This window comes from Emticicia sp. C21, assembly GCF_003418935.1.
In the GTDB taxonomy this organism is placed as follows: Bacteria; Bacteroidota; Bacteroidia; order Cytophagales; family Spirosomataceae; genus Emticicia.
In genome coordinates this window covers 46,599-72,160 of record NZ_QVMT01000001.1, presented here as the reverse complement: position 1 = coordinate 72,160, position 25,562 = coordinate 46,599, and the positions used below count along the sequence as shown (strand labels likewise).

Genomic DNA, 25,562 nt, shown 5'->3' with positions numbered 1-25,562 from the left:
TTACTGCAAATTTGAGCCATCAAAAGTATGCAACCGCCTGAATACAAAGCTCGATAAGATACTGATAAGGCCAATGATTACGAATGTATATCTGAAAGTCGTATGCATACTATTATCCATCATCGCTTTGTTGTATTCAAAATACTTCAGTATCAACAAACCACTCGAAATACCAAAACCTATAGCTAATTGTTGGTTCACTGCCAGCAGTGAATTACCGCTACTGGTATGATACTTTCGCAGGTCTGCAATGGCTATTGTATTCATTGAGGTGAACTGAATAGAGTTAAAGAAACCGAGAGTAATAATAATAGGTACAAACCAGTAAATAGAAGTATGAACACCAGGAATAGCTAATGAACATATCAACAGGCCAATAATGATGGTATTGACTACCAGCGTATTTCTATAACCAAATTTACTGAGAATATTGATTACCCTCGATTTGGCAAAGATTGCCATGAGCGCCATCGGAGCAATCATCCAGCCAGATACAATAGCCGATTGACCAAAAACGGTTTGTATCATAAGAGGTAAGAGCAAGGGCACAGAACTAATACCTAATCGGGTGGCAAAATTTCCCAGAATCCCTACTCTGAAAGTACGAACCATAAATAAATTGGTAGGGAAAATAGCATTCTGCGACTTTCGGGCATAGATAAAATACACAATAAGCGATAGGATTCCGATAATAAAAATAGTAAATACCAGAGTAAGATTTTCAATATCGCCCAAAAATTCAAGAGATAAAGACAAAAGCAGTGATGCCAGGGAAAAATAGACAAAGCCTCTTAAATCGAACTTGGGAGATTCTGATTTATAGTTAGGCATATAGTTTTTTGCCAGTATAATTCCCAATACGCCAATCGGGATATTAATCAAGAATATCCAGTGCCATGAAAGATAGACTGACATATAGCCACCCACCAAAGGCCCCATCACAGGTCCAATCAAGGCTGGTACAATGGCAAAATTCATGGCCTTTACTATTTCTTTGGTATCAAATGTCTTGATAATGGCCAATTTTCCTACAGGTGTCATCAAACTACCACCTGCGCCCTGAATAATGCGGGCTATGATAAGATGCGTGAGATTTTTAGACAGCGCACAAAACAATGAACCGAGGCTGAAAATGATAAGAGCAAAAATGAAAACCCGCTTTGTTCCGAATTTATCTGCCAGAAAACCACTTACTGGCATCAGCACGGCTAAGGTTAATACATAGGCCACAATGGCATAATGCATATTAATGGCCGACTGGTTGAGGTCTTTGGCAATTGCAGGCAAAGCTGTATTCAGAATGGTAGAATCCAGCATTTGCATAAAGATGGCAATCGCCAAGGTTATAGGTAACCTTTCTTTTACTTCATTGCTTTGAGTCATTATTTTATAGTTGGATGGATATATCAAATTTAAGGCTATTAATTCATGTATTCAAGTAGAATTGAAGTTGATTTATCCAAAAGATAGAGACTGGAACTCGTTATGCATTTACCTCCTTGTTCCCTGATCTAAATAATTATGACACTCAAAGTAGAACTTAAATCTCATCTCCAATCAACAGCCTTAAACACAATCTGAGAATACCGGTCTTTCTCATACAAAATACCCACCGTTTTCTTACCAAGCTTTACAATGTCAGAATAAGCCGTATAATCTTTGGCCTGACTATCGGGGCTTTTGTCGATTACCTTACTGATACTCCAGGTTTTTCCTTCGTCAAAGCTAATTCTAAGCGTTAGATTATCTCTCTTGGTTTGGCTGTCATTATTCGTAAATGCTAATATATGTTTTCCCTTTTTAGTGCCGACTGACAAAATACTTCCTTCGCAAACTGGGTCCGGGAGGTTTTCATCAAAATAGATATTATTCCATGTTTCACCACCATCTTCGCTGATGGCTACAATTCTAGCCTTTTTATCACCTTTTTGGTTGCGTGCATTGAGTAGCAAACCATTGTTTGAAATTTCAGTTGCTGTTGCTTCATTACTCCCGGGTATACTAACAGTTTGGCTGAGTTTAAAAGTTCTGCCGTGGTCATCACTGTAGAAACCATGCGCAAAATAATCTTCCGATTGTTTATTGGGCTCTCCTTCCGACCGATTAGCAGCTATATATATACGACCTTTATATTTGCCATTCTGTATCTGAGTAGCATGTCCGGGAGTATTAGCATAGTGCCGCCAGTCTTCCTTGAAATTATAGGCAGAATTAATGTCAGGCTGTTTTGGTTTATGTACTTGTGGTGTGATATTAATAGCCTCACTCCAGGTTTTCCCTCCATCTAATGATGTCTTGTACCATACCTCACGCAAACCTTTTCCTTTACGTACCTCACTTTCATGGTTATTGCCTGTATTATAAAAGAGAAATAGACGACCTTTAGGAAAAGCGGGGTCACTTTCATCAAAAACTGGTGCAGGATTGCCCGCTTGCAAAGCTTCATAATCAACTATAGTTGAGATACTGCTCCATGTTTTGCCTTTATCAGTACTTCTTTTCATCACAATATTAATATCACCAAAATCCGCCCCACCGTTGACACGGCCTTCGGCAAAGGCTAATAATTCTCCATTAGGCAATTTGATGATAGCCGGAATGCGGTAAATTTTATGGCCTTCAGTGCCTGAAATAAAAACAGGTATAGATGGTTTTTGTGCTTGTGCGCTGCGAAAGATAATCAGTAGCAGAAGTAAGATTTTCTTCATTTAATGGCTGATAGTGTATTTTTTTACTTCCACAATTTCAAAAGCTCACCCTCTTTCCCAAAAACAGGATCGGATTGGGGTACAGGTAATTTCTCAATCCGAGGAATAGCTTTCTCTCTTTCATCGGCCGTTCCAGTTAGCAGGTCCCAATCTCTGCCATCTGGGTAGCCACCAACAATTTCATAGTTCTTATGCTCTGATACGGCACAATGTCCGACTCCGGCTGGCAAAATCAATACATCTCCGGCAGACACCTCTATCGATATACCTTTTTCCCCACCAATATGTAAGGTAACAGTTCCCTCACCAACACCTAACACTTCATGAGTAGTGCTATGAAAATGGTCATAGTGCAAAACTATATCTCTCCAGTTATTTGTCCATCCATTGGCTTTGAATGTTTCCTCCATCCAATCTGACATTTCTGTTGATGCAATTACCTGACGATAGACAATAACCGGCAAACGATTGTTGGGGATAGTAGCTGTATCGGCAAAATGATATTTTTCGAATTGATAGTCCATCTTCTTATTGATTGTTTTTTAAAGTAAAAGAAGATAAATAACTATACCAAGTAATTGAGTAAATATCCTGACAAAGTAAACATCAGGCTAATTTGCTATCCGATATTGGGTAGGTGATTGACCTACCCATTGTTTAAACAATCGTGTAAAGTGGGGCGGATACTTAAAGCCCATTTCATAAGAAACCTCACTGATAGATTTGCTGATATCTATGATCTTTTCTTTTGCAAGGTCTATTACTTTCGAATGGATATATTCCTGAGCCGATTTGCCTGTTTCTTTCTTGATTAAATCACCAAAATAATTAGCTGATAAATTCAGTTGCTCGGCACAATATGCCACCGATGGTAAACCGATTATTTGTGGTTTATCTGACTGAAAATAATCGGTTAATAATTCTTCAAATTTTACCAATATGTTTTTATTAATGTTTTCTCTGGTAATAAACTGACGGCCATAAAATCGAGTACAATAGTTTAGAAATAGCTCAATATTGCTTATAATTAGTGTTTTGCTGTATTTATCTATCCCATGTTCCAGTTCATCTTTTATCTTTCTGAAACACTCTAGTACAATCTGCCTTTCACGTGCTGAAAGATGTAGGGCTTCGTTTGAGTCATAAGAGAAAAAGCCATATTCTTTCATTTGTTTGCTTAAACTAGTACCTTTTATAAAATCAGGATGAAACACCAATGTCCAACCCTTAGGTTGTACCAATGTTTCAGCGGATAAATCAATCCCATAGACTTGTCCGGGAGCTATAAAAATCAAGGTCTCATCTTCATAATCATAATGGCTTCGGCCATACGTCATAGGCCCACATTTCACATCTTTCAAAAAGACAATGTATAATTCAGAAATAAACCGATTGGATTGAATCAGCTTTGATTTCGATTGGTCGAGCAAGCTTACCAAAGGATGCAATGTCTCTTGTCCTCTTTTAGTATTAAACTGCGCAACGCTGGATAATCTTTCTATTTTTTCCATAAACTATACTTTAGTATTACATCAAAATTAACTGGAAAAACTGAAGTTTTAATCTTTGCGCAGCCGAATCAGTAATAATGGTAAGAGATACCGTAATCTGTATAAGTATCTGACAAAAAAATAGGAAGAACTTTGCCTCTCATGAAAGCACACATATCAAATCAATATATGAAAAGCATTTACAGCGCCTTAGCGACAGATTGTATAAGCCCAATACTCATGCATAAATCTATAAATCAGATAAAACTATCCTGTGGAGAAAATGTATTAATAGGCAAACTTAATGAGAGTAAGGCATCAAAAGATTTAATCGAACTGTTACCACTATCTATAAAATTGACGGATTTGTTTGGCGTAAAAAAATATAGCCTTCTGCCTGAATATCTATCAGAATCAGGTCAGCAAATGCACCAGTTTGAGGTAGGAGATATAGCTTATTGGTCGCCCGGCCCGGGAATCGTTATTTTTTACAGACAGTACAAGGCAATGGTTGATAGCGGTTTATATAAGGTAGGCCGGATAGAATCGGGTATTCAACTTCTAAGATTCGAGCAATTTAGTGCACTTCAAATTGAGCTTATCTGATAAATTCTAAATAATTAAATCAATACACGAAAATGCGTAACTTTAGAGTCATTCAGCTGATAAGCTTCTGTTTTGGTATTTTGTTTAATCTACAAGCACAAACACAAATGTATACAAATACAATTTTTCCGAAAGGTGATAAACTCACCAGTGAATATTTTACAGGTGATGCCTTTTTAAAACTCTTGATGGCCAGAGACAAAAACAATGATTTTCTGTTAGGAAATGTAACATTCGAACCAGGTGCAAGAACAAACTGGCATACGCACCCCAAAGGACAGGTACTCATTGTTATAGAAGGGGAAGGTTTCTTTCAGGAAAAAGGCAAATCAGCACAAATTATAAGAAAAGGCGATGTAGTGAATATACCGGAAAATACAGAGCATTGGCATGGTGCTTCGGCTAAAACCGGAATGATACATATTGCTATCACTCATTTTAAAGACGATGTAAATGTGGTATGGTTGAAACCTGTTACCGATGAAGAATATGCCGGAGTCAATAAAAATACTCGACCTTAAGATGAGAAAGACCAAATTCCTGCCATGGATAATCTTTATTTTTATGATGGCAATTGCCAGTAAAATGAATGCACAAGAGAAAGCACAGGTTCAGGTTATATCAAAGCCACTGGATACAGATATGATGGTACGTATAGCGGAGATAGAAATTTTGCCCGAATATTTAGAAGAATACAAAGCTATTCTGAAAGAAGAATCATCAGAGTCCGTAAAAATTGAGCCGGGTGTTATTTGTATTTTTCCGATGTATCAGAAAGAGAACCCGACACAAATTCGGCTGGTGGAAATATATGCCAGTAAAGCAGCTTATCAGGCTCATATTCAATCTCCCCATTTTCAACACTATAAAACTGCGACTCTTAAAATGGTAAAATCGCTGAAGTTGATTGAAATGGGTACCATTGATTCTGAATCAATGCAGGAGATATTTAAGAAGTTGAAATAAAAAGTAAGGTCTAAGAGAGATTTTTCTAAACTTATCTCAGACCTTATTGATGATTTTGAAAGTTTTAATTGCAATTATTCAGACTTATTTACTTTTCACCTGCGTCCATTTTATGGCATTTTCAATCAGTTTGACAAAGTTTTCATTTTTCCATGCCTTATGATTGTGACCAATTGAGGTATAGAATGTTTTTCCTTTACCGATTTGTTTGCACCATGCCACAGCGTGGTCTTTACCCATGCCAAAGTTTTTATCTTTTACGAACAGAATATTTCCACTTGGATTGATGGTTTCGCCATTAATCGTAAACTGAATATTGAAACCTTTCTCACGGGGATTTTTGAAAAATACATACCATTCATCCGAATGAGTCCATGTTTTTGGGATACCTGCAGTAATTGAACTATCAGCTTGATTATCCAGTATCACATCAGTTTTCTGAAATTGAGGGTCAATAGGGTGATGAGAGAATTTAGACCCCAGAAGATTATTCTCATACCAATCCCAATGATGTGAATCATCTCCTGCACCATGAATACCTATCAGGCTGCCACCATTCTCTACATATTTTTCAAGTGCTCGCTTTTGCTCATCATTAATCACTTCACCAGTCGAATTATTAAAAATCACGGTACTGAACTTAGCTAATTGTGCTTCATTGAAAACCCCACCTTCTTCGGTTTCATAGACAAACCAATTGTTTTTCTTTGCCAAATCGGCAATGATCGGTTTTGATGCGTCAATAGACTCGCCATGACGGAAGCCGGTGGTTTTTGAAAATAGTAGAATTGCGGGTTTATCGGTCGGAAATTCTATTTTGGGAGCTTCGGTTTCATAAGAAACAGGGAAACCATATTTGACTTTGTAAATGAATGCACCTAGTAGTCCGCCAAGTACGACCACAATGCCTAATATTGTCCAAAGAACTATTTTAATAATTTTCTTCATGGAGTAAGGTAATTTTAGGTGAAAGATAATACATTGAGACAAATGTAAAAATAAAGATATTATTGTCTAAAAAATAGACAATAAATTTTAGTAATATTTTTCTTAGGATAGTGATATTTTTTTGATGGAGAAAGGAAAATGGAACACGGAAACAGGTATACAAAACCATTATTAGATTGGGAGGGGTTCAAAATTTTGAACCCCTCCAATTGCGGAATATTTTTAATCCCTTTTGTTTTTATCCAAAAAATTTCCCCAATTCCTCTAAATTAGCAGCAAGCATTTAATTGTATTATGGAAAGAAATGTAAGAATAAGCCTCAGCCACTGGATTTTTATAGATGATACCAAGTTTTTTGGCCCGGGCAGGGTCCAGCTATTAGAGAATATTGAGAAAACGGGCTCTATTGTAAAGGCTGCCCAGGAAATGGAAATGTCATACAAAAAAGCCTGGGATATGGTGGTTGCTTTAAATACGCTGGGCAAAAGTCCATATGTGGTTACCCACAAAGGCGGACAAAAGGGGGGAGGTGCTGAACTCACCGAAACTGGTAAACAAGTGCTGGCTGCCTATAAAAAGCTAGGTGAGAAACTCAAAGCTGTCGCCGACGCTGAGCAGGAATTAATTAATCTTATATAAGCTGAACAAATTGAGCTTTTAGATAAATATTTTTCTCTATATTTACGATATGTTTTTAAATATATATCGCATTTTAATGAGAGAAGTAAAAAATAGTACCCTGCTTTTTCTAGGTCTGTTGTTCTGTGCTCCACTATTTGGTCTTGCTCAAAATACAACATCCATCAATATAAGTGGTGAGGTTTTGATACCTCTTACTCTGACCATGAAAGACTTGTCAAGCTATAAAGCATTGACTTATACAGCTAAAGACAAAGATGGCAAAGAACATGAGTATAAGGGTGTGGCGCTGGTTGAAGTGCTTGAAAAAGCCGGAGTAACCCTTGGTGGAAAATTAAGAGGTGAAAATCTGACTAAAGTTGTATTGGTTCAGGCAGCAGATGGTTACGAAGCGGTATATTCCTTACCTGAACTTGACCCTGAGTTTACCAGTAATACGGTGCTTTTGGTGGCCGAAAAAGATGGCGCACCATTGGCAACTGGAGAGGGGCCATTCAGATTGGTTGTTCCGCAAGACAAAAAACAAGCCCGTTGGGTAAGAGAAATCCGTTCGATTAAGGTGGTATTTGTGAAAAATTGATTTTAGGTTAGGTTCTACAGAGGGGCTCAAAATTTTGAACCCCTACAATTGCAATTGACTAAACCATCTTTGCCAAAGTTCCCAATTGCTGTAATTTAGATTTTAATTGTTCTGTCCAGGGCAGGCCGATACAAAGCCGCATACAATTTTCAAACTGGTTTTGAAGCGTAAACATTCGTCCGGGCGCGATACTTATCTGGTGTTTAATGGCCAGATCATATAATTTTACGGTATCAATACTTTTATCAAATTCTACCCATAACGAAACTCCACCTTGTGGCCTGCTTGTTTTAGTACCCTCCGGGAAATACTGGGCTATGGTTTGCACATATCGATGATAGTTTTCCTGTAGCGTTTTTCGAAGCTGCCGTAGATGATTCTCATATCTGCCTGTTTTTAGAAAATTGGCAATGGCTTCTTGTGTAATAGAAGCCGAGGAAATAGAATGAACCAATTTTAATTTTATTATCTGGTCTTTAAAACTGCCAGGAGCCACCCAACCGACCCGATACCCGGGTGCAATAGTTTTGGAGGCCGAACTACACCAAAGTACATTTCCGGTAGTATCGAATGATTTACAGCATTTAGGTCGCTGAGAACCAAAATAGAGATCGCCATAAATATCATCTTCAATCAACGGAATACGATGATTTGCTAGCAAAGCCACCACTTCTTTTTTGTTTTTATCAGACATAAAACTCCCTAAAGGTGTATTGAAATTCGGAACGAGCAGGCATACATTAATCTGGGATATGACTTTCTTTAATTCTTCAATTTCAATGCCATTCGTTGGATGAGTAGGTAATTCCAGTATCCTTAGCCCAAGACTAATGGCTAATTGCAAAGTACCCGGAAAACATGGACTCTCCATCGCCACTGTATCTCCCGGTTTTGTGAGTGCCATCAGGCAGAATGAGAGAGCATTCATTCCGCCGCTGGTAGTTATCAAATCATTCTCATGCAAGTTACCACCCCATGCCAATGAGCGAAAAGCAATCATTCGTCGGAGCTTTATATTACCTTGCACCGATTCGTATTCAGAGCCACCCTCTTTAAGCTCTCGCGTGGCAAGCACAATCTCTTTTTTTAGTTTAGCTAATGGCAATAGATCACCAGATGGCACACCAATCGAAAAAAGCGCCAGGTCTTTGCGGCCCATATTCGCATATACCTTATTAATGAGTTCGTCAGGCTCATGGTCATTGGCAATTAACGAGGGGCGACTAACCTCAGGCAAAGGCGATTTTGCATAGGGTAACTGACTAACAAAATAGCCCGACTGTGGCTTTGAATCAACCAGCGATTGATATTCAAGTTCGAGAAAAACTCTTTTGGCCGTATTCATACTGATGCCATGTTCCTGACATAGCACCCTTACCGATGGTAATCGGTCTCCAGCCTTTAGTATACCGCTTTTAATCTGTCCGGCAATTCCGCTGGCAATCTGGTGGTAAATAAAATCTTTGTTCATGCCACAAATATAACTGTGTCCGTCGAAATATACAAAACTGATACTGTGTTTATCAAAAAGCCCTCTTTACCTTTGCTATTATAACAAAACAAAGAAAATTATGGCAGAAATAAGCATTACCAAAATCACAGAAAACACTACCAGCGGATTAATTAACGGCCTTATCGGAGTATTGGTATTCAGTGTTTCTTTACCTGCAACCAGAATAGCCGTTCAGGATTTATCACCTGTTTTTGTAACGGTAGCTCGTGCAAGCATGGCTGGCTTGTTGGCGTTGGGTCTTTTACTGATTGGTAAGGAGAAACGACCTACCCGCCAACAGACCCTTTCGCTTATCATTGTGGCATTTGGTGTAGTGTTAGGTTTCCCTTTATTGTCTGCTTTGGCCTTGCAGTATGTACCTTCGGCGCATTCAATTGTTTTTCTGGGCTTATTGCCGCTTTCAACAGCAATTTTCGGGGTAATACGCGGCGGAGAACGTCCTCGTCCGGTTTTCTGGTTGTTTTCAATTATTGGTAGTTTGTTGGTAGTTGGCTATGCCATATCGCAAGGATTATCAGCCTCCTTTTTGAGTGATACTCTCATGTTACTAGCCATACTTGTTTGTGGATTAGGCTATGCCGAAGGAGCAAAACTTTCAAAAACACTGGGAGGGTGGCAGGTTATTTCGTGGGCACTGGTGTTGTCGTTGCCTGTTATGCTGGGGTTTACCTTTTGGTTTTTTCCAACCTCTGTAGCGCATGTTCGGACTGAAGCATGGATGAGTCTGGGCTATGTTTCTGTATTCAGCATGCTGGTGGGCTTTATATTCTGGTATCGGGGACTGGCGCAAGGAGGCATTACGGTTGTGGGACAATTACAATTATTGCAGCCCTTGTTTGGCTTAGTAATGGCTGCGACTCTGGCACATGAAGAAGTAAATACTAGTATGTTAGGCGTTACAGTAGGGGTTATTCTATGCGTAGCCGGAGCAAAGAAATTTGCCAAATAAAGATGAGTTTTATTGTTGTTTATATTGGTATATTTCGAAAAGGGATTCATAGTTATGGATCCCTATTTTTGTGAAATAAAGTTTATCTTTACAAAGTTTAAAGATATATCGCAGTGGAAATTAATCTGATAACATTAGACCAAATCATTAATAGTCTGAATAGCAAACCTTTTGTTGCTGATATTCAGGTAAGTAATTTAGAAAACCTTAATTTATGCAAAATAGAAGAGTACTTTATTGAGACATATCAGCCAGAAAAAGTATTGATTGTTTACGGAACACTTGCACCGGGTAAACCTAATCACTCAAAAATTGAACATATTAAAGGAGAATGGGAAAAGATAATCGTAAAAGGTAAACTTGTCAAAGAGGGCTGGGGAGCAGAGCTAGGATATTATGGATTTACCCATGCAGCTCCAGAAGAACAGATAACGATAGAGGCTTATGTACTTTTCTCGGATGAGTTACCAGCTAACTGGCAATACCTTGACGATTTTGAAGGCAATGGTTACAAACGCATTATAGCCAAATACGAATTGGGAAATGGTAAAATAGGTGTAGGATATATTTATGCGATTAATGATAGAAATTAGAGAAGCAAGGGTTCAAAATTTTGAACCCTTGCAGGCGCATCAATGTAAACCTATTTCACATTTTCTTCTAAAGCTTTCTCATACACATCCAGACATTTATTCAGTGGTTTGCCCTGGTTATGAATACAATCGCAGAAATCATCAACAGCTTTAGGATTTTTACTTTTCTTTGCCTGTCTTTCGCAGTCTTTAAGCGTATTGTAAGGTTCGATATTATACATATTCAGGAGGAAGACTATAAGTCCTACCAATGCAGCAAAAGAACCCACAGCAAATTTAACCGGAAAAGCCCTGATGCGTTCGTTTTTATCTCTTAAAACTTTGTGTTCCGGCGGCTCATTAAATGGGAGAATATGTTTGATTTTATGGTAATCCCATAGAATCAGAAACAGACAGGCCAGAACCATTAAAGGAGAGCTTAAATGCGAGCCTACAAATCGAACGGCAAGAGATAGGATTGTAATATTTAAGATAATCGGAAAATAAAGAAGTGCGCCGAGCGTGGCTGTGCGAGGAATTAATAGCAAAACCGCTGCCGTTACCTGCATAATGCCGATAAATGTATAATAGTATTCTGTATAATAAATAGCTTCCAAATAATGACCCATCGGATGATTAACAGAAAGGTCTGTAAATCGCTCATCCATAATTTTTACCAATCCTGAAGGGATAAAACCTGCCGCAAGGGCAAACCGACAAAAGATAGAAAAGTATTGTAACCAGATGTTCTTTCTAAGGTTTGCATGAATCTGGTCGAGTGTAGCATAAAAGCCCATAAATCAAAAGAATAATAAATAATTTAAAAGTACTTTTTATTTCAAAGTAAATGTAAATTTATTAATCATGCAAATGAATTCTCGATAAATCTTTAATTAAATGAAGCCCTGAACTCTAATGGCGAAAGATTGGTATTGGTTTTGAAGAATTTGCTGAATGATTGTGGGTTCCTGATTGAGAAGTTGGTTGCTGGAGGAAACGAGAAACTAATTGTTGACATCATTCCCAAAATGTTTCAATTCGCTCTAGAAAAGAAGCTCAGAGTGGGTATCATTAATATTGATTTGAAATATATACAAAAAATGTAAAATATTGAGGTAATTGACAGAAAAAAGGAGATATTAAAAATCTAATGAAGAAAATAGTGCTTTTTCTATTTAAGAAATATAATCAGGTGGAACAAATAATTACTGACTCATTATCTTACTTATAAAGGCAGAAATACTACCTGAAAACCGAAATATAAGTCACACTCATATCAGGAAAAGTATTCGTATTACATTTCAAGTCCTGTTCCTGAATAAGTTTGACAAACATGTTTAATTGCGCAGGCAGAATAGTTTCGTTGATTAAGACAGATAGGCTACTTACTTCCTGATTGTCTATAAATTCTTCAGAGTGGATGTTACTTTTATGCAGCGCTTCTTCAACAGTGTGTCTTAAATCATTTCTTTGTATAGCTATCTTCATAATAATCTACCAAATAATAGGTTAGTGAGACAAAGGTACAAAATGTTTCGATGACTTAAGATTAAAATTTTCTAAATGTTTTAGACAATTTTCAAAACTGATGGTGTAAAGTATATGAGAAATTCCAGTCTTTTATCAAAGACTTCGTTTAACGGGATATACACACGTAATGAGTGTAAAAGTTGTATAAAATTAGCTTTTTTGTGTCTTAAACTGTAGGGTAACATAAAATCATAGTATCTGCTCTTGGTACTTACTTTAAAAAGCAGGGAAAGTTACAAATAAGTTGATTTTTTGCGCGGAGCAGAGAGATTAAGCAGGGAGCGTTTAAGGAAAGAATAGTAATTGACAAGACAATGGAGTTGATTAAAATCAATGCCTTTAATTGCTCACTTACACCAATTCCATTTTCATTACTTTAATAATAATATCTTCTTGTCTGAAAATGACCTTGAGTTCTTCTTTGTAGTCTTGCCACCAGCCTTTTTTAATGGTGGGAGTGAGCACTTCAAATATAATTATATCATCATGGGTTGCCTTACTGCCTTTACTTTGCTTCCATAGCCCCTCGGCTGGAGTTCTGGTAAAGGCAGTAAGACCACCGAATTTTTCTGTGAGGTGTTGTTGCACTTGTTCAAAATATTCCGACTTAAAAGGTTTATCTTTGTTGTCGGCTAAAGGCAATAAAATCTCAATCTGATACATAGGGTACTATTTCTTATTATTATTACCCTTATTGTTTTTGCCCGAATCACGGCCACCATGATTCGCGTTTTTATGTGAGGAGCCTTTTAACTGTCCTGTTCTCTTATCTTCAGGCGCTTCACTGGCCATTGTATTTTCGGTATTGGGTGACTTGTCCATAATGCTATTTATTTTTAATTGTTAATACTGATTGTAGAAGCAGTTGATAAAAAAGCAAGTAGAAAAACAAGGAATCTTTTAGTTTCCTTATTACTAAATTGCCTGACATTCTGCTTTTTTGTATCTTTTATGGCAAGGATATAAATTATAATAGCCACAAAATACAGTATAAGCAAGATGCTACAGAGCTTTAGTTGCCTGAGTGTCTGGGTATCTCCACTCCATATGTTGTGTCCTCTTTTCATTATAATTCTGTTTTTTAAATACGGCAAATATTAGAATTAATTTAACAGGACTTACTATCCATATGTGTGTTGACCAAACCGATGCTTTATAAAATTATGTCATATTTACTAGGCAAGACTAGTAAGACATAGCGCACTCAGGAAGAGTAAAAAAATGCTGATAGTAAGTAGAATAAGGGTATTTTTTCTCATGACAATTGGGATTTTTTAAAGCAGTGAAAAAATATATACCAAATATTAGATGGCTACATTAATATCTCTGGCGAGTACATTTTTACACAGGTGTGGAAAGTTGTGGAAAATTGATCGATCATTTGTTACTTTGTCCATTTTCCTATTTTCTGGCTATTAAAAAATGGTGAACCCTGAAATTCAGGATTTCACCATCTTCTCGTGTGTGGAATAATAGCTAAACTCTTTTATCTATTAAAATTACTATTTGGTGCTCTATCACCGGGATTGATATTCTGATTTGAGTCACGTTGAGATTCTATATCTCTGTCTCCTACATTTCCCTCTATATCTTCTGTATCCTCCTCTATGGCTACTTCCTGACCCCCCATAAATTCTGTGTCGTCATCAAGTGTCGAATCTTCAATATCTCTTTCACTATTACCTGAGTAATCAGCCTGACGGTTTACTGCATCGCTGGCGTCTACATCATACTCTTGTCCTCCCTGGCCTCTGTAGGTGCTGCTTTGGTCAGCCTGGTCGCTGCTATTCTGATTGCTGCCTTGCTGAGTAGATTCACTATATCCTTGACCTTGTTGTCCCTGGTTACGGTTCTCCTGTCCTTGTTGACCTTGATTCTGGCTGTTTTGTTGCCCTTGTTGACTACTATTTTGGTTGCCTTGTTGTTGAGTTGCAGGAATCTCGTCCTCGCGTCTCGGTGTATTTTCTACAGTATTCATAAGTTGTAATGGTTTAATTGTTTGTTTTAATAGAAAAAACTATGTGCCAGTTAAACCTCTCTCATTTATAAAAAAAAATAATGGCAGAGATTACTCGAATAGTTTAAGAGGCGTGGTGCAGAATCCTCATTTTGTGTCAAGAGTGTACATGTCTTAATTTATGTGATTTCTGATGAGATGCTTTCAAAGCACCAGTGCTCCACAAAGCCCACATAATGAGCAAAGGCTGAAAAAACAAACGTACCAAACGTTTGGTATCAGTGTCTAATCCAAACGCATCTTTATGATTTACATACTGGGCAATATTTCCCGGAAAAATCAATACAAAAAACGCAGCCACAATCCAGCCCACTTGTACTTGCTTAGATTTAAGAAAAATTAGGGCGAGACCTAGTAAAATTTCTGTAATACCCGACAGCACTACGACCAGATCTGTGTTCATAGGCACCCAATCAGGCACTTGTGCAGGAAATTCAGCTCTTAAAAAAGTAAGGTGACCAGTACCTGTATAAATGAGTATAAGCCCCAATAATACCCGGAAAATCTTCTGAAATATGGTTGTTTGTATCATAAAATTGTTATTTAAAATGAATCTTTTATTTACTATAGGAAGCTGTTTTGCTTCTTTCCATTCATTTCGATAATACCTGAAACTCTATGCGCATTGCTAAAACCCTATGCCAAGGCATGTTTAGTATTTACAGTTCCAGGTTGTCAAATTCAACTTTTTGCCTGATGATGTACTGAACTCTCCTTTTGGGTTGGGGCCTTTTTTACCACTCGCTCAAATTGTAAAAACCTCTTTTGCCGCTAAGTAAAATTAGAGGTAAATAAATGGCAGAGATGTACCACCTGATAAAATTCTTGCAATACATTTGTATCGAAATAATCAGAAACATGAAAAGACCATTGTGGATGATAGGGCTTTGTATAGCCTTGTCGAGGCTTGCTTTTGCCCAATCGGCTACCTTATTACCCACTGCATCAGAATTTAACAATGATAGTGCAGACGAATCGGCGTTTGCTGTTAAGGCAACCATGAGTAATGTAACGCCCGGTAAATATTCTGCAGCTATCCGTGCCTTTAATTCTGGTACTAATTCAAGCGCAATGGCTATCTGGGCTATTAATATGGGTTCAGGCATGGGTATAAGAGTCAGTTCAGAACAAGGCCTTGGTATCTCGACCTCTTCTTATGAGGGTGTCGGCTTATATGCTGAATCTCAGAAAGAATCTGCCGCTCATTTTGCCACAAGTCTTTCTGATAATGTGAATGATGCAGTAATAATTGATTCTAAAGGCTTGGGGTCAGGTCTGAGTATTAGTGTGAAAAACACGCTTAGTACCAACCCGGCGCTATGGTCATATACTGTCGGTACAGGTGCAGGAGCCATAATCAAAAATGCTAATGCAGATGGTAAAGGAGCGGGGCTAATAGCAGGGAAGGATAAACCTTTTACACAAGCGTTTTCATTGGATGCTCACGCTGATTTAGAGGTACGACACCCGATAGAAAATTCTACTGGTATGACCGGACTAAGAATTATGAATACAGGAGTAAATAAGCAGAACTGGACATTTTATACCACAAATAACCTTGGCTACTTAAACTTATATTGCAATGGTACATTGAGAGGTAATTTTAATCCGAATACCGGAGCGTATACCGCTACTTCCGACTTCCGTTTGAAAACCGCCATTAAGGATTATGACAATACGCTGGATAGAGTTTTGAAAATGCAGGTAAAATCATATCAGTTGTTTAAATCTGATAAAACCGAAATTGGTCTGGTCGCACAGGAAACACTTAAGCTTTTTCCAGAAGTAGTATATGATAATATGAATGATAAAGGCGAGCAGTTTTATACGATGGATTACTCACGTATAGGGGTTGTCGCTATCAAGGCTATTCAAGAACAGCAAAGTATAATAACTCAACAACAACAAGCTCTTCAACAACATGAGGAAGCTATTGCAATATTGAAAAATGAAATAAGTGAATTGAAAAAAGCATTAGGAAAATAATCTTTAAATCAGACTTAGCCGTTGATTAACTCATTTCTGCTTTTATAACACGATTATAATTTTATTGAAACCATGAAAAAAACACTATTGATGATAGGCTTCTTCATAAGTCTGTCAAGGCTAGCTTTTGCGCAATCAGCCACTATTTTACCCAATTCCTCTGATTTCCTGAATGATAATTCTGCTGATTACTCTTATGCAATCAGAGGCATTCTGACAAGCCTGGCACCTGGCATATATACTGCTGCTGTACGAGGAGAAAATAAAGGAACAAATGATAAGGGCATCGGCGTATGGGGTTCACACGACGGTGGTGGCTGGGGAGTATTTGGTTCTTCTGAGACCGGAATGGGCACCGTAGGAAGATCCATGAATGGCATTGGGTTAAATGGCATTTCTCTTAATGGTTCGGGACTGGTGACCGAATCGGCCACTGGTAACGCAGCAGTATTTAATAATACCAATAGCGCTAATAAAAATGAGACAGTAAAAATCAATACAAATGGCAAGGGGGTTGGTTTAGATATCGCCATAACTAATCCGCTTAATTCAAATGAGGCGTTAAAAATTCTTCATTCCGGCAAAGGAAGCGGTATTTATGTAGAGGGCCTTGACTATGCCATGAAAGCCAAAAGTACTACAGCTTTGGGTGCAACAATATTGGCAGACAATGAGTTGGGTATTGGTATTATAGGGCGTAATAAAAGCACAACTTATAGTGCTGCTGCTGTGGTAGGTCAGAATGAAAGCTCGGGTGCAGGAATAAGAGGTTTTAATACCGGAACCGGGATTGGCATACTTGGGCAATCAAAAACAAATTATGGAGTGAAAGCTATTTCAGAAACCGGAACGGCATTTTATGCAGAATCAACTACAGGACGTGCTGGCTATTTTGTCAATATTGGAGATGATCCAGGTGAGGTGGTTTATATACATAATCTTGGTAAAGGACATGGCTTAGAAATTGATAATTTAATGCCTTATAATGAGAAAGATGTATTAAAGGTAGTTACACAGGGGACAGGTGCAGGTATAAATGTGGCAGGATCCAATTCTGATGGCGACGGTGCTGGATTAGTAGTTGGGAAAAAGAAGCCATATACCAAAATTTTTACTACTAACCCTCAGGTTGACTTTGAAGTACGCCACCCATTGGAAAATACAATGGGAATGAGTGGGTTAAGGATTCTTAACACTGGGCCGAATTTATCAAACTGGACATTTTATTCAGTTAATAACAATGGTGATTTAATTTTATATGCTGATGGAGTTACGAAAGGTATTTTCAATGGGAACACTGGAGCTTATACCACTGTTTCAGATAAGCGATTGAAAACAAACATTAAAGATTACAACACTACTCTAGCCAATATTATGAAAATGGAGGTAAAATCCTATCAAAGATTTAATTCAAATAAAAACGAAGTAGGTTTGATGGCGCAGGATGCCTTGAAATATTTCCCTGAAATTGTGTATGATAATACTAACGATAAAGGCGAACAGTTTTATACGATGGATTATTCTCGCATTGGCGTTATAGCTATCAAAGCTGTTCAGGAGCAGCAAACTCTGATTGATAAGCAGCAAGTAGAGATTAAGGAATTGCAAAAGCAATTAAAAAAACAGGAAGCAGCTATTGAATTGCTAACGAATACAGTGAATAAACTCATTAATAAGTAGCAATATTGAAGAATGCCGCCACCTTAAATTGTCGAAAACTATGAAAATACATGTTATATTCTTTAGCTTTCTTTTAAGTTTATCTAATCAAATTTTTGCCCAATCATCAACTGTTTCGCCAAATCAAATAGATGTTTCAAGTGTGTTGAATGATACATATGGATATTCTATCAGAGGAGTACTCGATAATGCGGCACCAGGTAATAATTCTGCTGCTATAATCGGGCGTAATAAAAGAACTTCGAGTGGTGGGCTGGGCGTTTGGGGTATTCATGACGGTTATGGTTGGGGAGTATTGGGGCAGTCAAAAGCTGGAATTGGAGTATTTGGGTATTCCGAGGATGGAATCGCATTACTAGGTTCATCAAATAGTAAAGTAGCGCGCTTTGAGAGCTTTTCTCAGACTAATCCTTACACTATTTTTGAAATTTATAATAGTGGCACAGGTGGAGGGATTGATTTGATACTTGGAAATACTAATAGTTCAAGCAAGGGTATAGCAATCAATCATTTAGGTGATATGAACTCAACGGGTTTATATGTAAGTACGAACGGTACATCAGTATGGGCAAATTCTAAAGGCGGTATTGGGATATTTAGCCAGGTAGGAACTGACAATAGTCTGGGTATTGCAGGTAAATTTGAAAACATAAATTCAGCCAATAGTAATAATGCTTTAGAGGCTTTTACTATTGGCACAGGTGCTGCTGCTTCCTTTAAGAATTTGAATAGTGATGGCCTGGGGTCTGGTCTGGTTGTAGGTAAGTCTATGGCTTATAAAACTGCTTTCACAACAAATGCTCACGTTGATTTTGAAGTACGCCACCCGATTGAGGAAGTAAATGGTATGACTGGACTACGGATTCTGAATAACGGACCGAATCTTTCAAACTGGACACTATATACAGCCAATAGCACAGGTGATTTAATTTTATATGCTGATGGAATAATAAAAGGTACTTTCAATGGTAGCACGGGTGCCTATACAGCTATATCAGATAAACGTCTCAAAACCAATATCAAAGATTACACTACTACGCTGGCTAATGTGATGAAATTGGAGGTGAAATCGTACCAACGGCTAAACTCTACTAAAACCGAAATAGGGTTGATGGCGCAGGATGCCCTAAAATATTTCCCTGAAATTGTCTATGATAATACCAACGATAAAGGCGAACAGTTTTATACGATGGATTACTGTCGCCTTGGTGTTATAGCCATTAAAGCTGTTCAGGAACAGCAAAAAGAAATAGAATTATTGAAAAATGAAATTGCTGAATTGAAAAAGCTAATGAAGAAATAGGTTTTCTTGTATATTTACAGGCAAAACCTTCTCTATGAGCGAAATCCTCCGGCAACATATTGAAAAAATTGTACCGCTGACTGATGTTGAGTTTGAACATATTCTCTCGCATTTTATCAGGAAAAAATTCAAAAAACATCAGTTTGTTGTGCAGGAGGGGCAAAAAGTAGACTATGATTTTTTTATCCTAGATGGCTGCCTGAAATCTTATAGTACCGATGCCAATGGCAAAGAGCATATTATTCAATTTGGTATGCAAAACTGGTGGATAACCGATTATCAGGCTTATTATGGACAATTGTTGGCTACAGTAAATATCGACTGTATTGAGGCCAGCGAATTGTTGTGTTTATCGTATGCCAATCGAGAGAAACTCTGTTCCGAATATCATAAAATAGAACATTTTTTCAGAAGGAAAACTAATAAGCGTAACGTAGCTTTGCAACAAAGAATCTTGTCTTTGTTGAGTAGCAGCGCCAAAGAGCGCTACGACCAACTGCTGCAACAATATCCCGAACTTTTTCAGAAAGTACCTAAGCACCTCATTGCTTCCTATCTCGGTGTCACCCGTGAAACCCTTAGCCGCTTTAACCAATCTGATAAATAATGTGAGGTATATCACATAAAATCGTTGAGCTATGTCCTCGCACAAGGATTTTTCATGACCGAACTTTGTAGCAGTTTTAATCAAATGAGTATTGCTATGAAAAGAAGAAATGCCATAAAAACCTTGTCTATCTCAACTTTAGGGGCTAATATTAGCACACTAAAGGATACAACAAAAAACGATAAAAAGATGTGGAATCAAACTAAATTCACCGACTTACTAGGCATTCAATATCCCATAGTTCAAGGGCCATTCGGAGGTGGTTTATCATCTGTTGAATTGACAACAACTGTCTCAAATGCAGGAGCTTTAGGCTCGTTTGGTATGCAACCTTTTACACCGGAGCAAATCGTAGAAACTAGCCTGGCGATACGGAAGCAAACCAATAAGCCATTCAACCTAAATCTATGGGTAAACGACCGGGATGCCCGTCTGGCAGATTTTGATGACAAAGATTATCAGACTCTTACAGAAATATTCAAGCCTTATTTTGATGAATTAGGTTTGCCTATTCCTGAAAGACCTCAAAATCTTGGTCCAAAGTATGAAGACCAGTTGCAGGCAATTTTTGAAGTAAAACCTGCTGTTTTCAGTTTCGTGTTTGGGATTCCAAACGAGAATGATATGGAAAAATTGCGTAGTTTAGGCATAAAGACTGTCGGCACAGCTACAACTGTTGACGAAGCCATTGCCCTGGAAAAAGCCGGAGTAGATGCCATAGTAGCCACTGGGATGGAAGCAGGGGGACACAGAGTATCTTTTCTGAAATCAGCAGAAGATTCATTAACAGGTTTGTTTTCATTGATTCCACAGGTGGCTGATGCGGTAAAAGTGCCAATAATTGCTGCAGGTGGCATTGTTGATGCCAGAGGTATTAAAGCAGCAGTAGCTTTGGGAGCTCATGCCGTACAGATGGGCACGGCTTTTCTGGCAACTGCACAATCAAACGCTAGTGCAGACCATAAAGAGCGATTATTTGACCCTGATGCCAAGTATACCATACTCACTAAAGTCTTCACAGGCAGATTATCTCGAGGATTAAAAAACCGATTGACCGAAGAATTGAAAGAAAAAGGAAATCTGATGGCACCGTACCCACTGCAAGGCAAATTTATGGGCCATCTCAAAGCTTATCCGGCCACTTCAAGCAGTAATCCTGATTTCAAATCGTTCTGGGCAGGGCAATCAGCATCTCTACTTAAATACAAGGATGCTAAAGTATTAATGGAGTCTTTGGTGCATGAAATGGGAAAGGTATAAAGAAAGAATTTTAAGTGTGCTTATTTCAAACAATGCCCTATAGATAAGTGTTAAATGCAAGAACATACAATTAAACACAACAATGGAAACTCAAGAAATAGCACACAACCATTTAGACAAATTTGTAGGTAAATGGAATACCCAGGGATTGGTTTTACCTACGAATACCAGTGCAGGCATTGAAGTAAAAGGATCGGATACTTACGAGTGGCTGCCGGGTGGATACTTCCTTCTACATAAAGTAGATGTAAGCATAGGAGACGATAAAGTTCAGACTTTTGAAGTAATAGGTTTGGATAAAGACGCCAATCACTATACCATGCAGCATTACGACAATAAGGGTAATTCGGGCTCTATGACTGCGACACTGGCGGACGATCTTTGGATATTTAAAGGGGAGTCACTGTTGTTTAAAGGCAGATTCAGTGAGGAAGATACTGTGTTTTCGGGAGTCTGGGAGCAGTTAAATAAAGAGAAAGTCTGGACACCTTATATGAATATCAAGCTGAGCAGGGATTTAAGTTGAGTGTAGATTTTAAGAAAATTTTAAGAAAAAGCTTGTTTGGTTCATAAAAAATATTTTACCTTTGTGATATGAAAAATCAAATGGCATATAATACTAATTGTTGTTGGTACGGGCAAAGTCCGCATCAGGCAAGGTAGTTATATCCATTTCTCAAGATATTCTGAGCCGCTTGGTGTGTACACTAAGCGGCTTTTTTATTGCCGCTTATCTTGCCAAATCGACTCTGCATTTTATACACATCGGTAGTTTAATGGTAAAACCTACGTCTCCAAAACGTAATTTGTAGGTTCGATTCCTACCCGATGTGCCAATAAGTCCGGTATGCTCAATGGATGGGTATTTGTCTGCAAAACAAATGTAGTCGGTTTGATTCCGACACCGGACTCTTAGGGAATTGAAACGCCTTAATACTGTAATTGAGTCTCCTGCGAAAATGCTTTTAATGAGCAGGAGATTCAATTAATGACTCGATTTTAAGCTAGTTTAATCCTCAATTCCTCACTCTATTTCTTTTTGGTATGTGCGGATTTTTCTAAATAGGCAATTAAGTCAAAATGTTCTGTTAAAGTTATTTCAGCAAATTGAGTAGTTTCCTGAGGTCTTGAACCAATAGAACGAAAACCTGATATTGTAGGCAATATGTTTCGTATATCCTTATTTCTTAAATCAACGATAAAATCTTTATACTTAGCTTTAGAAAAAATATATTCATAAGTGCCAACAAAAGAGGGATGAACCTCATAAAATTCTTTATCTCCATAAGCACTATATGTCCCTGAGTTAAAAGTAGTGCCTACAACAAGGTAATCATTCCCTAGTGCTTTAGATAAGTAATTACCCATTTTACCACTTGCCTTGGTTACATGGGTATTATCTGCAGAAACTATAATTTTAACATCTTTATCTTGTTCCACCAACCACTTTATATTCTCGGCCATATAATAATCTCTATCCCTGACCCCTGATTTCAAGTGGATATTCTGAACCAATACAGTTGCATATTTTTTAATAGATTGTAGATAGCTGAAATTAATACCTGTGTAATCTGCCGCTGATTTTTGCTGTAAATAAGCGGATAGGGTAAAAGCTTCGTTTAATACCGATTGCCAATCGTTCTTTTTTAAAGCGGTGTCATAATGTAAGGCCAATTCTTTTAATTTTGGAACCAGTAATGTATCATATTGTGCAGCAAATTGTTGCAAAGCGTTTAGCGAAGGTAGTCCATCCTGTATATCAATTCCTCTAAATGAAACCTTACGTCGGGCTTTTATATTATAAGCCTTTAACCATTCAATGATGTGAAGCATATCTGCGTTTTGCCAGCTTGGATATACCAGATTTTTCATAACATCTGTTTTTGTACCAGTATTTTTTAATACATAGTCGTTGATTTTATCTGCTTCAACAACTGGAGATTCAAGCGCAAAAACAGTAAATCCCTCCTTTTCTACCAGATACTTTACGAATTTTAATTTTAGTTTGAACAAAGAAGCAGAGCCATGAGAGTTTTCTCCCAGAGCAAAAATTCGGGCATTTGAAATGACATTTCTTAAAGGCTTTAAATCATCAATAATCTGGTCATTTTCGATATTTTTTATGGGAAAACAGTGTGTATTTATTATAGCGAGCGCAATTTGAGAAGGTTCTGCAAAATCCGGTTTACCATTTCCAAATTCTTTTCCATCGATTTTTAAAGAAACATCATCAAACCACACATCGCCACTTCCAACAACTATAAGAGCTATTAATAATCTATCCGAAGAATAATCGGTGGGATAGGTAGCTTCATTTGAAATTAGATTCCAATTATCAAGAGTCATACTTTTAGTTTGAGATACCTGAGGTTTTCCGGCTGGGTCTTTAAAAGCTAACATAACTTGTAAAGAATCAAGATTAGAGAGTTTGATATACCCACTTATCTGAATTTTTTTTCCTTCTATTTTCTCCTTAGGTAATGATAAAAAAGTGTAAGTCTCTGCATCTTTTAAGTGAATATGCAAACTTTTCTGGCCGCTGTGTTTATCGGTATTAACTACCTCAGCACTAAAATTGCCTTCACCTTCGATAGACCATTTTCGGGGTTGAGCTTTGTAGGTTTCATGTTCAAAATCAAGATTCAGAAAGGATTGAGCATAGGTATTGCTTACCAATAAACTGGTGATTATAATAAGTATTTGCTTTTTCATAAATCAGGTAGTTAATAAAATTAAATAATTGCTATTTCATTGAGTAGATGCACAAATGATACAGAAGGTTATAGAAGAAGTGAAATTATTTGCAAATATTCTGATGAATAAAATAAAATCATGATTTCATGTATGGTAATCCCGAAAAAAAGCGAATTTTAGAAAAAAAACACAAACTGTAAATAAATGCTTCTTAAAGAAATTATTGGGAAGAGAATAACAAATATCTATTGTTTATATGGTAAATATGACGAATGGCTTGATACAGCCGAATGCTTTATTGAACTTGATAAGCAATGGATAATTGATATACCAAGGGGTTGGTTCGAAGGAGATTATGAAATAGAATTGTTAGAAGTAAAACCCGGTGCTTTAAGTTTCTTTGGAAAGAAATATGATTATCATTTTAAATCTGAAAGTAAACCAACCGATGAAATTGTAGAAGATAATAAGAACTTCCTTCATAAATTATTTAGTAGATTATTTGGACATAAACCTATCAAGAAAGAGAACGGATTTTATGATATGGATGCGGACGATGATTTTAAGCATTTTAAAGACAGGGTAATTGTTGATTTTATCTGGTATAATAGGATAGATGAGAAAGGTTTTTTTCTATTAGACAGCGGTTATTTGATTACACATACATTAACGTCTCCGGAGGGGACAGGGCTTGCAGGAATAAATATTTTTGAAAGTATTGAAGAACTTACTGAATTAAGCGGAAGCGATTATGAAAAAATATCAGACAAATAGAGAAATTACTAAATCCGATAGAGTCTAAAAAAACACACCCATGGTTCAGAAACACTTGATTGTTATTTGTCTGGCTTTGGCGGTTGTATTGTTATTCATAGCTACTCTTTTATACCCCGGAGGTTCACAGGCTAGCTTACAATCGAGCGGATACGACTGGGCAAATAACTACCTCTGTAATTTATTTGATGCAAAAGGGATGAATGGGATTTCAAATCCTGGTATGCTTTGGGCTTTTGCAGGTATGTTTTTCTTATGTCTGGGCTTAGGCATCTTTTTTTATAGAACTTCTGCTAAAATACAACACCTGAGTAGTGCAATGATAATCCGTTATGCGGGAATGACTGCCATGTTTTTTGCTTTTTTTGTAGTTACCCGCTACCATGATATAATGGTAACTATCTCATGTACATTTGCCATGTTGGCCATCTTCTATTTGTCGGTATTTGTGTTTACTTCCCGTTCATTATTTTTTAAGATACTCACCACTCTTTGCCTGATAACTCTGTATTTTAGTGATTTTGTATATTATTCGAGTACATGGCTTGAAATTCTTCCCATCACACAGAAAGCTACTTATTTGCTTATCATTATATGGGTATTAGGTTTGGAGTATTACACAACAGCAGAAGATTTTCCATATAAAGCTAAACAACCTGAATCATGAAGCTGAAAGCACTAAGACCTGTTTCACTGCAACTGTTGAATAGTATGACAAAATCTCCAAATAAAATAAGATT

29 protein-coding genes and 2 tRNA genes are annotated in these 25,562 nt (G+C 37.4%); 17 read left to right on the top strand and 14 right to left on the bottom strand.

The annotated features are described in order from the left end of the window. The 4 genes from D0T08_RS00355 to D0T08_RS00340 form a co-directional block, all read right to left on the bottom strand. The gene (locus D0T08_RS00355) at positions 1 to 1,383 is read right to left on the bottom strand and encodes an MFS transporter (RefSeq protein WP_116980586.1); all 1,383 of its coding nucleotides are present in this window, start codon (positions 1,381 to 1,383) and stop codon (positions 1 to 3) included. 164 nt (positions 1,384 to 1,547) lie between these two features. Continuing rightward, on the bottom strand, positions 1,548 to 2,708 hold the full coding sequence (locus tag D0T08_RS00350) for an exo-alpha-sialidase (protein WP_116980585.1): 1,161 nt from the start codon (positions 2,706 to 2,708) through the stop codon (positions 1,548 to 1,550). Positions 2,709 to 2,731: 23 nt separating this feature from the next. Then, positions 2,732 to 3,232, bottom strand: a complete 501-nt coding sequence (locus D0T08_RS00345; RefSeq protein ID WP_116980584.1) for a cupin domain-containing protein — start codon at positions 3,230 to 3,232, stop codon at positions 2,732 to 2,734. An 87-nt stretch (positions 3,233 to 3,319) separates the two neighbouring features. Then, positions 3,320 to 4,219, bottom strand: a complete 900-nt coding sequence (locus tag D0T08_RS00340; RefSeq protein WP_116980583.1) for an AraC family transcriptional regulator — start codon at positions 4,217 to 4,219, stop codon at positions 3,320 to 3,322. Between the two features lie 219 nt (positions 4,220 to 4,438). On the opposite strand from D0T08_RS00340, the gene D0T08_RS00335 reads away from it, so the two are divergent. Genes D0T08_RS00335 through D0T08_RS00325 form a run of 3 tightly spaced genes read left to right on the top strand, consistent with a single transcriptional unit; the run spans position 4,439 to position 5,770 of the window. Beyond that, a complete protein-coding gene (locus D0T08_RS00335; protein ID WP_158561161.1) occupies positions 4,439 to 4,804 on the top strand; it encodes a cyclophilin-like fold protein in 366 nt (121 codons plus the stop codon). Positions 4,805 to 4,836: 32 nt separating this feature from the next. Beyond that, entirely contained in the window at positions 4,837 to 5,325 is a 489-nt protein-coding gene (locus D0T08_RS00330) for a cupin domain-containing protein (protein ID WP_229238874.1), read from the top strand. A gap of 1 nt (position 5,326) precedes the next feature. After that, positions 5,327 to 5,770, top strand: coding sequence for a putative quinol monooxygenase (locus D0T08_RS00325; protein WP_229238873.1), 444 nt, complete (start codon positions 5,327 to 5,329; stop codon positions 5,768 to 5,770). An 84-nt stretch (positions 5,771 to 5,854) separates the two neighbouring features. Here the strand turns inward: D0T08_RS00325 and D0T08_RS00320 are convergent, their stop codons facing one another. Next, on the bottom strand, positions 5,855 to 6,718 hold the full coding sequence (locus D0T08_RS00320) for a ThuA domain-containing protein (protein WP_116980580.1): 864 nt from the start codon (positions 6,716 to 6,718) through the stop codon (positions 5,855 to 5,857). Between the two features lie 294 nt (positions 6,719 to 7,012). Between D0T08_RS00320 and D0T08_RS00315 the strand changes: the two genes are divergently transcribed. Further along, positions 7,013 to 7,357, top strand: coding sequence for a winged helix-turn-helix domain-containing protein (locus D0T08_RS00315; RefSeq protein WP_116980579.1), 345 nt, complete (start codon positions 7,013 to 7,015; stop codon positions 7,355 to 7,357). Between the two features lie 76 nt (positions 7,358 to 7,433). Further along, complete coding sequence (locus tag D0T08_RS00310; protein ID WP_116980578.1) at positions 7,434 to 7,937, top strand: molybdopterin-dependent oxidoreductase; 504 nt, start codon at positions 7,434 to 7,436, stop codon at positions 7,935 to 7,937. A gap of 58 nt (positions 7,938 to 7,995) precedes the next feature. On the opposite strand, the gene D0T08_RS00305 is transcribed toward D0T08_RS00310, so the two are convergent. Next, positions 7,996 to 9,408, bottom strand: a complete 1,413-nt coding sequence (locus D0T08_RS00305; RefSeq protein WP_116980577.1) for a PLP-dependent aminotransferase family protein — start codon at positions 9,406 to 9,408, stop codon at positions 7,996 to 7,998. A gap of 100 nt (positions 9,409 to 9,508) precedes the next feature. On the opposite strand from D0T08_RS00305, the gene D0T08_RS00300 reads away from it, so the two are divergent. Both D0T08_RS00300 and D0T08_RS00295 read left to right on the top strand, forming a co-directional pair. Next, positions 9,509 to 10,399 carry a DMT family transporter gene (locus D0T08_RS00300; RefSeq protein WP_116980576.1) on the top strand — a complete coding sequence of 297 codons (891 nt, stop codon included), beginning with the start codon at positions 9,509 to 9,511 and terminating at the stop codon, positions 10,397 to 10,399. Between the two features lie 113 nt (positions 10,400 to 10,512). Next, the gene (locus tag D0T08_RS00295) at positions 10,513 to 10,992 is read left to right on the top strand and encodes a gamma-glutamylcyclotransferase family protein (protein ID WP_229238872.1); all 480 of its coding nucleotides are present in this window, start codon (positions 10,513 to 10,515) and stop codon (positions 10,990 to 10,992) included. 50 nt (positions 10,993 to 11,042) lie between these two features. On the opposite strand, the gene D0T08_RS00290 is transcribed toward D0T08_RS00295, so the two are convergent. From D0T08_RS00290 to D0T08_RS00265, 7 genes are all read right to left on the bottom strand, one after another. Then, a complete protein-coding gene (locus tag D0T08_RS00290) occupies positions 11,043 to 11,768 on the bottom strand; it encodes a DoxX family protein (RefSeq protein WP_116980575.1) in 726 nt (241 codons plus the stop codon). Positions 11,769 to 11,860: 92 nt separating this feature from the next. Next, positions 11,861 to 11,992: a hypothetical protein gene (locus D0T08_RS28035; protein WP_255413500.1), complete on the bottom strand. Its 132-nt coding sequence runs from the start codon at positions 11,990 to 11,992 to the stop codon at positions 11,861 to 11,863. 221 nt (positions 11,993 to 12,213) lie between these two features. Continuing rightward, positions 12,214 to 12,459, bottom strand: a complete 246-nt coding sequence (locus tag D0T08_RS00285; RefSeq protein ID WP_116980574.1) for a hypothetical protein — start codon at positions 12,457 to 12,459, stop codon at positions 12,214 to 12,216. A gap of 393 nt (positions 12,460 to 12,852) precedes the next feature. Further along, positions 12,853 to 13,164, bottom strand: coding sequence for a hypothetical protein (locus D0T08_RS00280; protein ID WP_116980573.1), 312 nt, complete (start codon positions 13,162 to 13,164; stop codon positions 12,853 to 12,855). Positions 13,165 to 13,170: 6 nt separating this feature from the next. Then, a complete protein-coding gene (locus D0T08_RS27470) occupies positions 13,171 to 13,323 on the bottom strand; it encodes a hypothetical protein (protein ID WP_158561160.1) in 153 nt (50 codons plus the stop codon). Positions 13,324 to 13,987: 664 nt separating this feature from the next. Further along, positions 13,988 to 14,479, bottom strand: coding sequence for a hypothetical protein (locus D0T08_RS00270; protein WP_116980571.1), 492 nt, complete (start codon positions 14,477 to 14,479; stop codon positions 13,988 to 13,990). A 136-nt stretch (positions 14,480 to 14,615) separates the two neighbouring features. Further along, on the bottom strand, positions 14,616 to 15,050 hold the full coding sequence (locus D0T08_RS00265; RefSeq protein ID WP_116980570.1) for a hypothetical protein: 435 nt from the start codon (positions 15,048 to 15,050) through the stop codon (positions 14,616 to 14,618). A 326-nt stretch (positions 15,051 to 15,376) separates the two neighbouring features. Between D0T08_RS00265 and D0T08_RS00260 the strand changes: the two genes are divergently transcribed. The 8 genes from D0T08_RS00260 to D0T08_RS27465 all read left to right on the top strand — a co-directional run bounded on the left by D0T08_RS00260 (position 15,377) and on the right by D0T08_RS27465 (position 22,265). Further along, on the top strand, positions 15,377 to 16,504 hold the full coding sequence (locus D0T08_RS00260) for a tail fiber domain-containing protein (protein WP_158561159.1): 1,128 nt from the start codon (positions 15,377 to 15,379) through the stop codon (positions 16,502 to 16,504). Positions 16,505 to 16,576: 72 nt separating this feature from the next. Then, positions 16,577 to 18,184, top strand: coding sequence for a tail fiber domain-containing protein (locus D0T08_RS00255; protein ID WP_116980568.1), 1,608 nt, complete (start codon positions 16,577 to 16,579; stop codon positions 18,182 to 18,184). Positions 18,185 to 18,224: 40 nt separating this feature from the next. Beyond that, positions 18,225 to 19,487, top strand: coding sequence for a tail fiber domain-containing protein (locus D0T08_RS00250; RefSeq protein WP_116980567.1), 1,263 nt, complete (start codon positions 18,225 to 18,227; stop codon positions 19,485 to 19,487). A gap of 34 nt (positions 19,488 to 19,521) precedes the next feature. Beyond that, complete coding sequence (locus D0T08_RS00245) at positions 19,522 to 20,094, top strand: Crp/Fnr family transcriptional regulator (RefSeq protein WP_116980566.1); 573 nt, start codon at positions 19,522 to 19,524, stop codon at positions 20,092 to 20,094. Positions 20,095 to 20,190: 96 nt separating this feature from the next. Continuing rightward, complete coding sequence (locus D0T08_RS00240) at positions 20,191 to 21,354, top strand: nitronate monooxygenase family protein (protein WP_199538094.1); 1,164 nt, start codon at positions 20,191 to 20,193, stop codon at positions 21,352 to 21,354. Positions 21,355 to 21,436: 82 nt separating this feature from the next. After that, positions 21,437 to 21,880 (top strand): DUF1579 family protein, encoded by a 444-nt coding sequence (locus D0T08_RS00235; protein ID WP_116980565.1) that lies wholly within the window; start codon positions 21,437 to 21,439, stop codon positions 21,878 to 21,880. 236 nt (positions 21,881 to 22,116) lie between these two features. Beyond that, a tRNA-Trp gene (locus tag D0T08_RS00230) sits at positions 22,117 to 22,190 on the top strand. A gap of 4 nt (positions 22,191 to 22,194) precedes the next feature. After that, positions 22,195 to 22,265, top strand: a tRNA-Cys gene (locus D0T08_RS27465). A gap of 118 nt (positions 22,266 to 22,383) precedes the next feature. Here D0T08_RS27465 and D0T08_RS00225 read toward each other — a convergent pair. Then, on the bottom strand, positions 22,384 to 24,066 hold the full coding sequence (locus D0T08_RS00225) for an erythromycin esterase family protein (protein WP_116980564.1): 1,683 nt from the start codon (positions 24,064 to 24,066) through the stop codon (positions 22,384 to 22,386). Positions 24,067 to 24,252: 186 nt separating this feature from the next. On the opposite strand from D0T08_RS00225, the gene D0T08_RS00220 reads away from it, so the two are divergent. Both D0T08_RS00220 and D0T08_RS00215 read left to right on the top strand, forming a co-directional pair. Continuing rightward, positions 24,253 to 24,822 carry a hypothetical protein gene (locus D0T08_RS00220; protein ID WP_116980563.1) on the top strand — a complete coding sequence of 190 codons (570 nt, stop codon included), beginning with the start codon at positions 24,253 to 24,255 and terminating at the stop codon, positions 24,820 to 24,822. Between the two features lie 40 nt (positions 24,823 to 24,862). Next, the gene (locus D0T08_RS00215; RefSeq protein WP_116980562.1) at positions 24,863 to 25,489 is read left to right on the top strand and encodes a hypothetical protein; all 627 of its coding nucleotides are present in this window, start codon (positions 24,863 to 24,865) and stop codon (positions 25,487 to 25,489) included. Positions 25,490 to 25,562 lie beyond the last annotated feature (73 nt).

Coding starts and splice junctions, on each gene's coding strand:
- D0T08_RS00310 (WP_116980578.1), top strand. CDS start 7,434: ATGAGAGAAGTAAAAAATAGTACCCTGCTTTTTCTAGGTCTGTTGTTC.
- D0T08_RS00215 (WP_116980562.1), top strand. CDS start 24,863: ATGGTTCAGAAACACTTGATTGTTATTTGTCTGGCTTTGGCGGTTGTA.
- D0T08_RS00260 (WP_158561159.1), top strand. CDS start 15,377: ATGAAAAGACCATTGTGGATGATAGGGCTTTGTATAGCCTTGTCGAGG.
- D0T08_RS00340 (WP_116980583.1), bottom strand. CDS start 4,219: ATGGAAAAAATAGAAAGATTATCCAGCGTTGCGCAGTTTAATACTAAA.
- D0T08_RS00300 (WP_116980576.1), top strand. CDS start 9,509: ATGGCAGAAATAAGCATTACCAAAATCACAGAAAACACTACCAGCGGA.
- D0T08_RS00285 (WP_116980574.1), bottom strand. CDS start 12,459: ATGAAGATAGCTATACAAAGAAATGATTTAAGACACACTGTTGAAGAA.
- D0T08_RS00235 (WP_116980565.1), top strand. CDS start 21,437: ATGGAAACTCAAGAAATAGCACACAACCATTTAGACAAATTTGTAGGT.
- D0T08_RS00335 (WP_158561161.1), top strand. CDS start 4,439: ATGCATAAATCTATAAATCAGATAAAACTATCCTGTGGAGAAAATGTA.
- D0T08_RS00350 (WP_116980585.1), bottom strand. CDS start 2,708: ATGAAGAAAATCTTACTTCTGCTACTGATTATCTTTCGCAGCGCACAA.
- D0T08_RS00225 (WP_116980564.1), bottom strand. CDS start 24,066: ATGAAAAAGCAAATACTTATTATAATCACCAGTTTATTGGTAAGCAAT.
- D0T08_RS00250 (WP_116980567.1), top strand. CDS start 18,225: ATGAAAATACATGTTATATTCTTTAGCTTTCTTTTAAGTTTATCTAAT.
- D0T08_RS00270 (WP_116980571.1), bottom strand. CDS start 14,479: ATGAATACTGTAGAAAATACACCGAGACGCGAGGACGAGATTCCTGCA.
- D0T08_RS00320 (WP_116980580.1), bottom strand. CDS start 6,718: ATGAAGAAAATTATTAAAATAGTTCTTTGGACAATATTAGGCATTGTG.
- D0T08_RS28035 (WP_255413500.1), bottom strand. CDS start 11,992: ATGATGTCAACAATTAGTTTCTCGTTTCCTCCAGCAACCAACTTCTCA.
- D0T08_RS00305 (WP_116980577.1), bottom strand. CDS start 9,408: ATGAACAAAGATTTTATTTACCACCAGATTGCCAGCGGAATTGCCGGA.
- D0T08_RS00355 (WP_116980586.1), bottom strand. CDS start 1,383: ATGACTCAAAGCAATGAAGTAAAAGAAAGGTTACCTATAACCTTGGCG.
- D0T08_RS00330 (WP_229238874.1), top strand. CDS start 4,837: ATGCGTAACTTTAGAGTCATTCAGCTGATAAGCTTCTGTTTTGGTATT.
- D0T08_RS00280 (WP_116980573.1), bottom strand. CDS start 13,164: ATGTATCAGATTGAGATTTTATTGCCTTTAGCCGACAACAAAGATAAA.
- D0T08_RS27470 (WP_158561160.1), bottom strand. CDS start 13,323: ATGGACAAGTCACCCAATACCGAAAATACAATGGCCAGTGAAGCGCCT.
- D0T08_RS00325 (WP_229238873.1), top strand. CDS start 5,327: ATGAGAAAGACCAAATTCCTGCCATGGATAATCTTTATTTTTATGATG.
- D0T08_RS00345 (WP_116980584.1), bottom strand. CDS start 3,232: ATGGACTATCAATTCGAAAAATATCATTTTGCCGATACAGCTACTATC.
- D0T08_RS00220 (WP_116980563.1), top strand. CDS start 24,253: ATGCTTCTTAAAGAAATTATTGGGAAGAGAATAACAAATATCTATTGT.
- D0T08_RS00255 (WP_116980568.1), top strand. CDS start 16,577: ATGAAAAAAACACTATTGATGATAGGCTTCTTCATAAGTCTGTCAAGG.
- D0T08_RS00240 (WP_199538094.1), top strand. CDS start 20,191: ATGAAAAGAAGAAATGCCATAAAAACCTTGTCTATCTCAACTTTAGGG.
- D0T08_RS00315 (WP_116980579.1), top strand. CDS start 7,013: ATGGAAAGAAATGTAAGAATAAGCCTCAGCCACTGGATTTTTATAGAT.
- D0T08_RS00265 (WP_116980570.1), bottom strand. CDS start 15,050: ATGATACAAACAACCATATTTCAGAAGATTTTCCGGGTATTATTGGGG.
- D0T08_RS00245 (WP_116980566.1), top strand. CDS start 19,522: ATGAGCGAAATCCTCCGGCAACATATTGAAAAAATTGTACCGCTGACT.
- D0T08_RS00290 (WP_116980575.1), bottom strand. CDS start 11,768: ATGGGCTTTTATGCTACACTCGACCAGATTCATGCAAACCTTAGAAAG.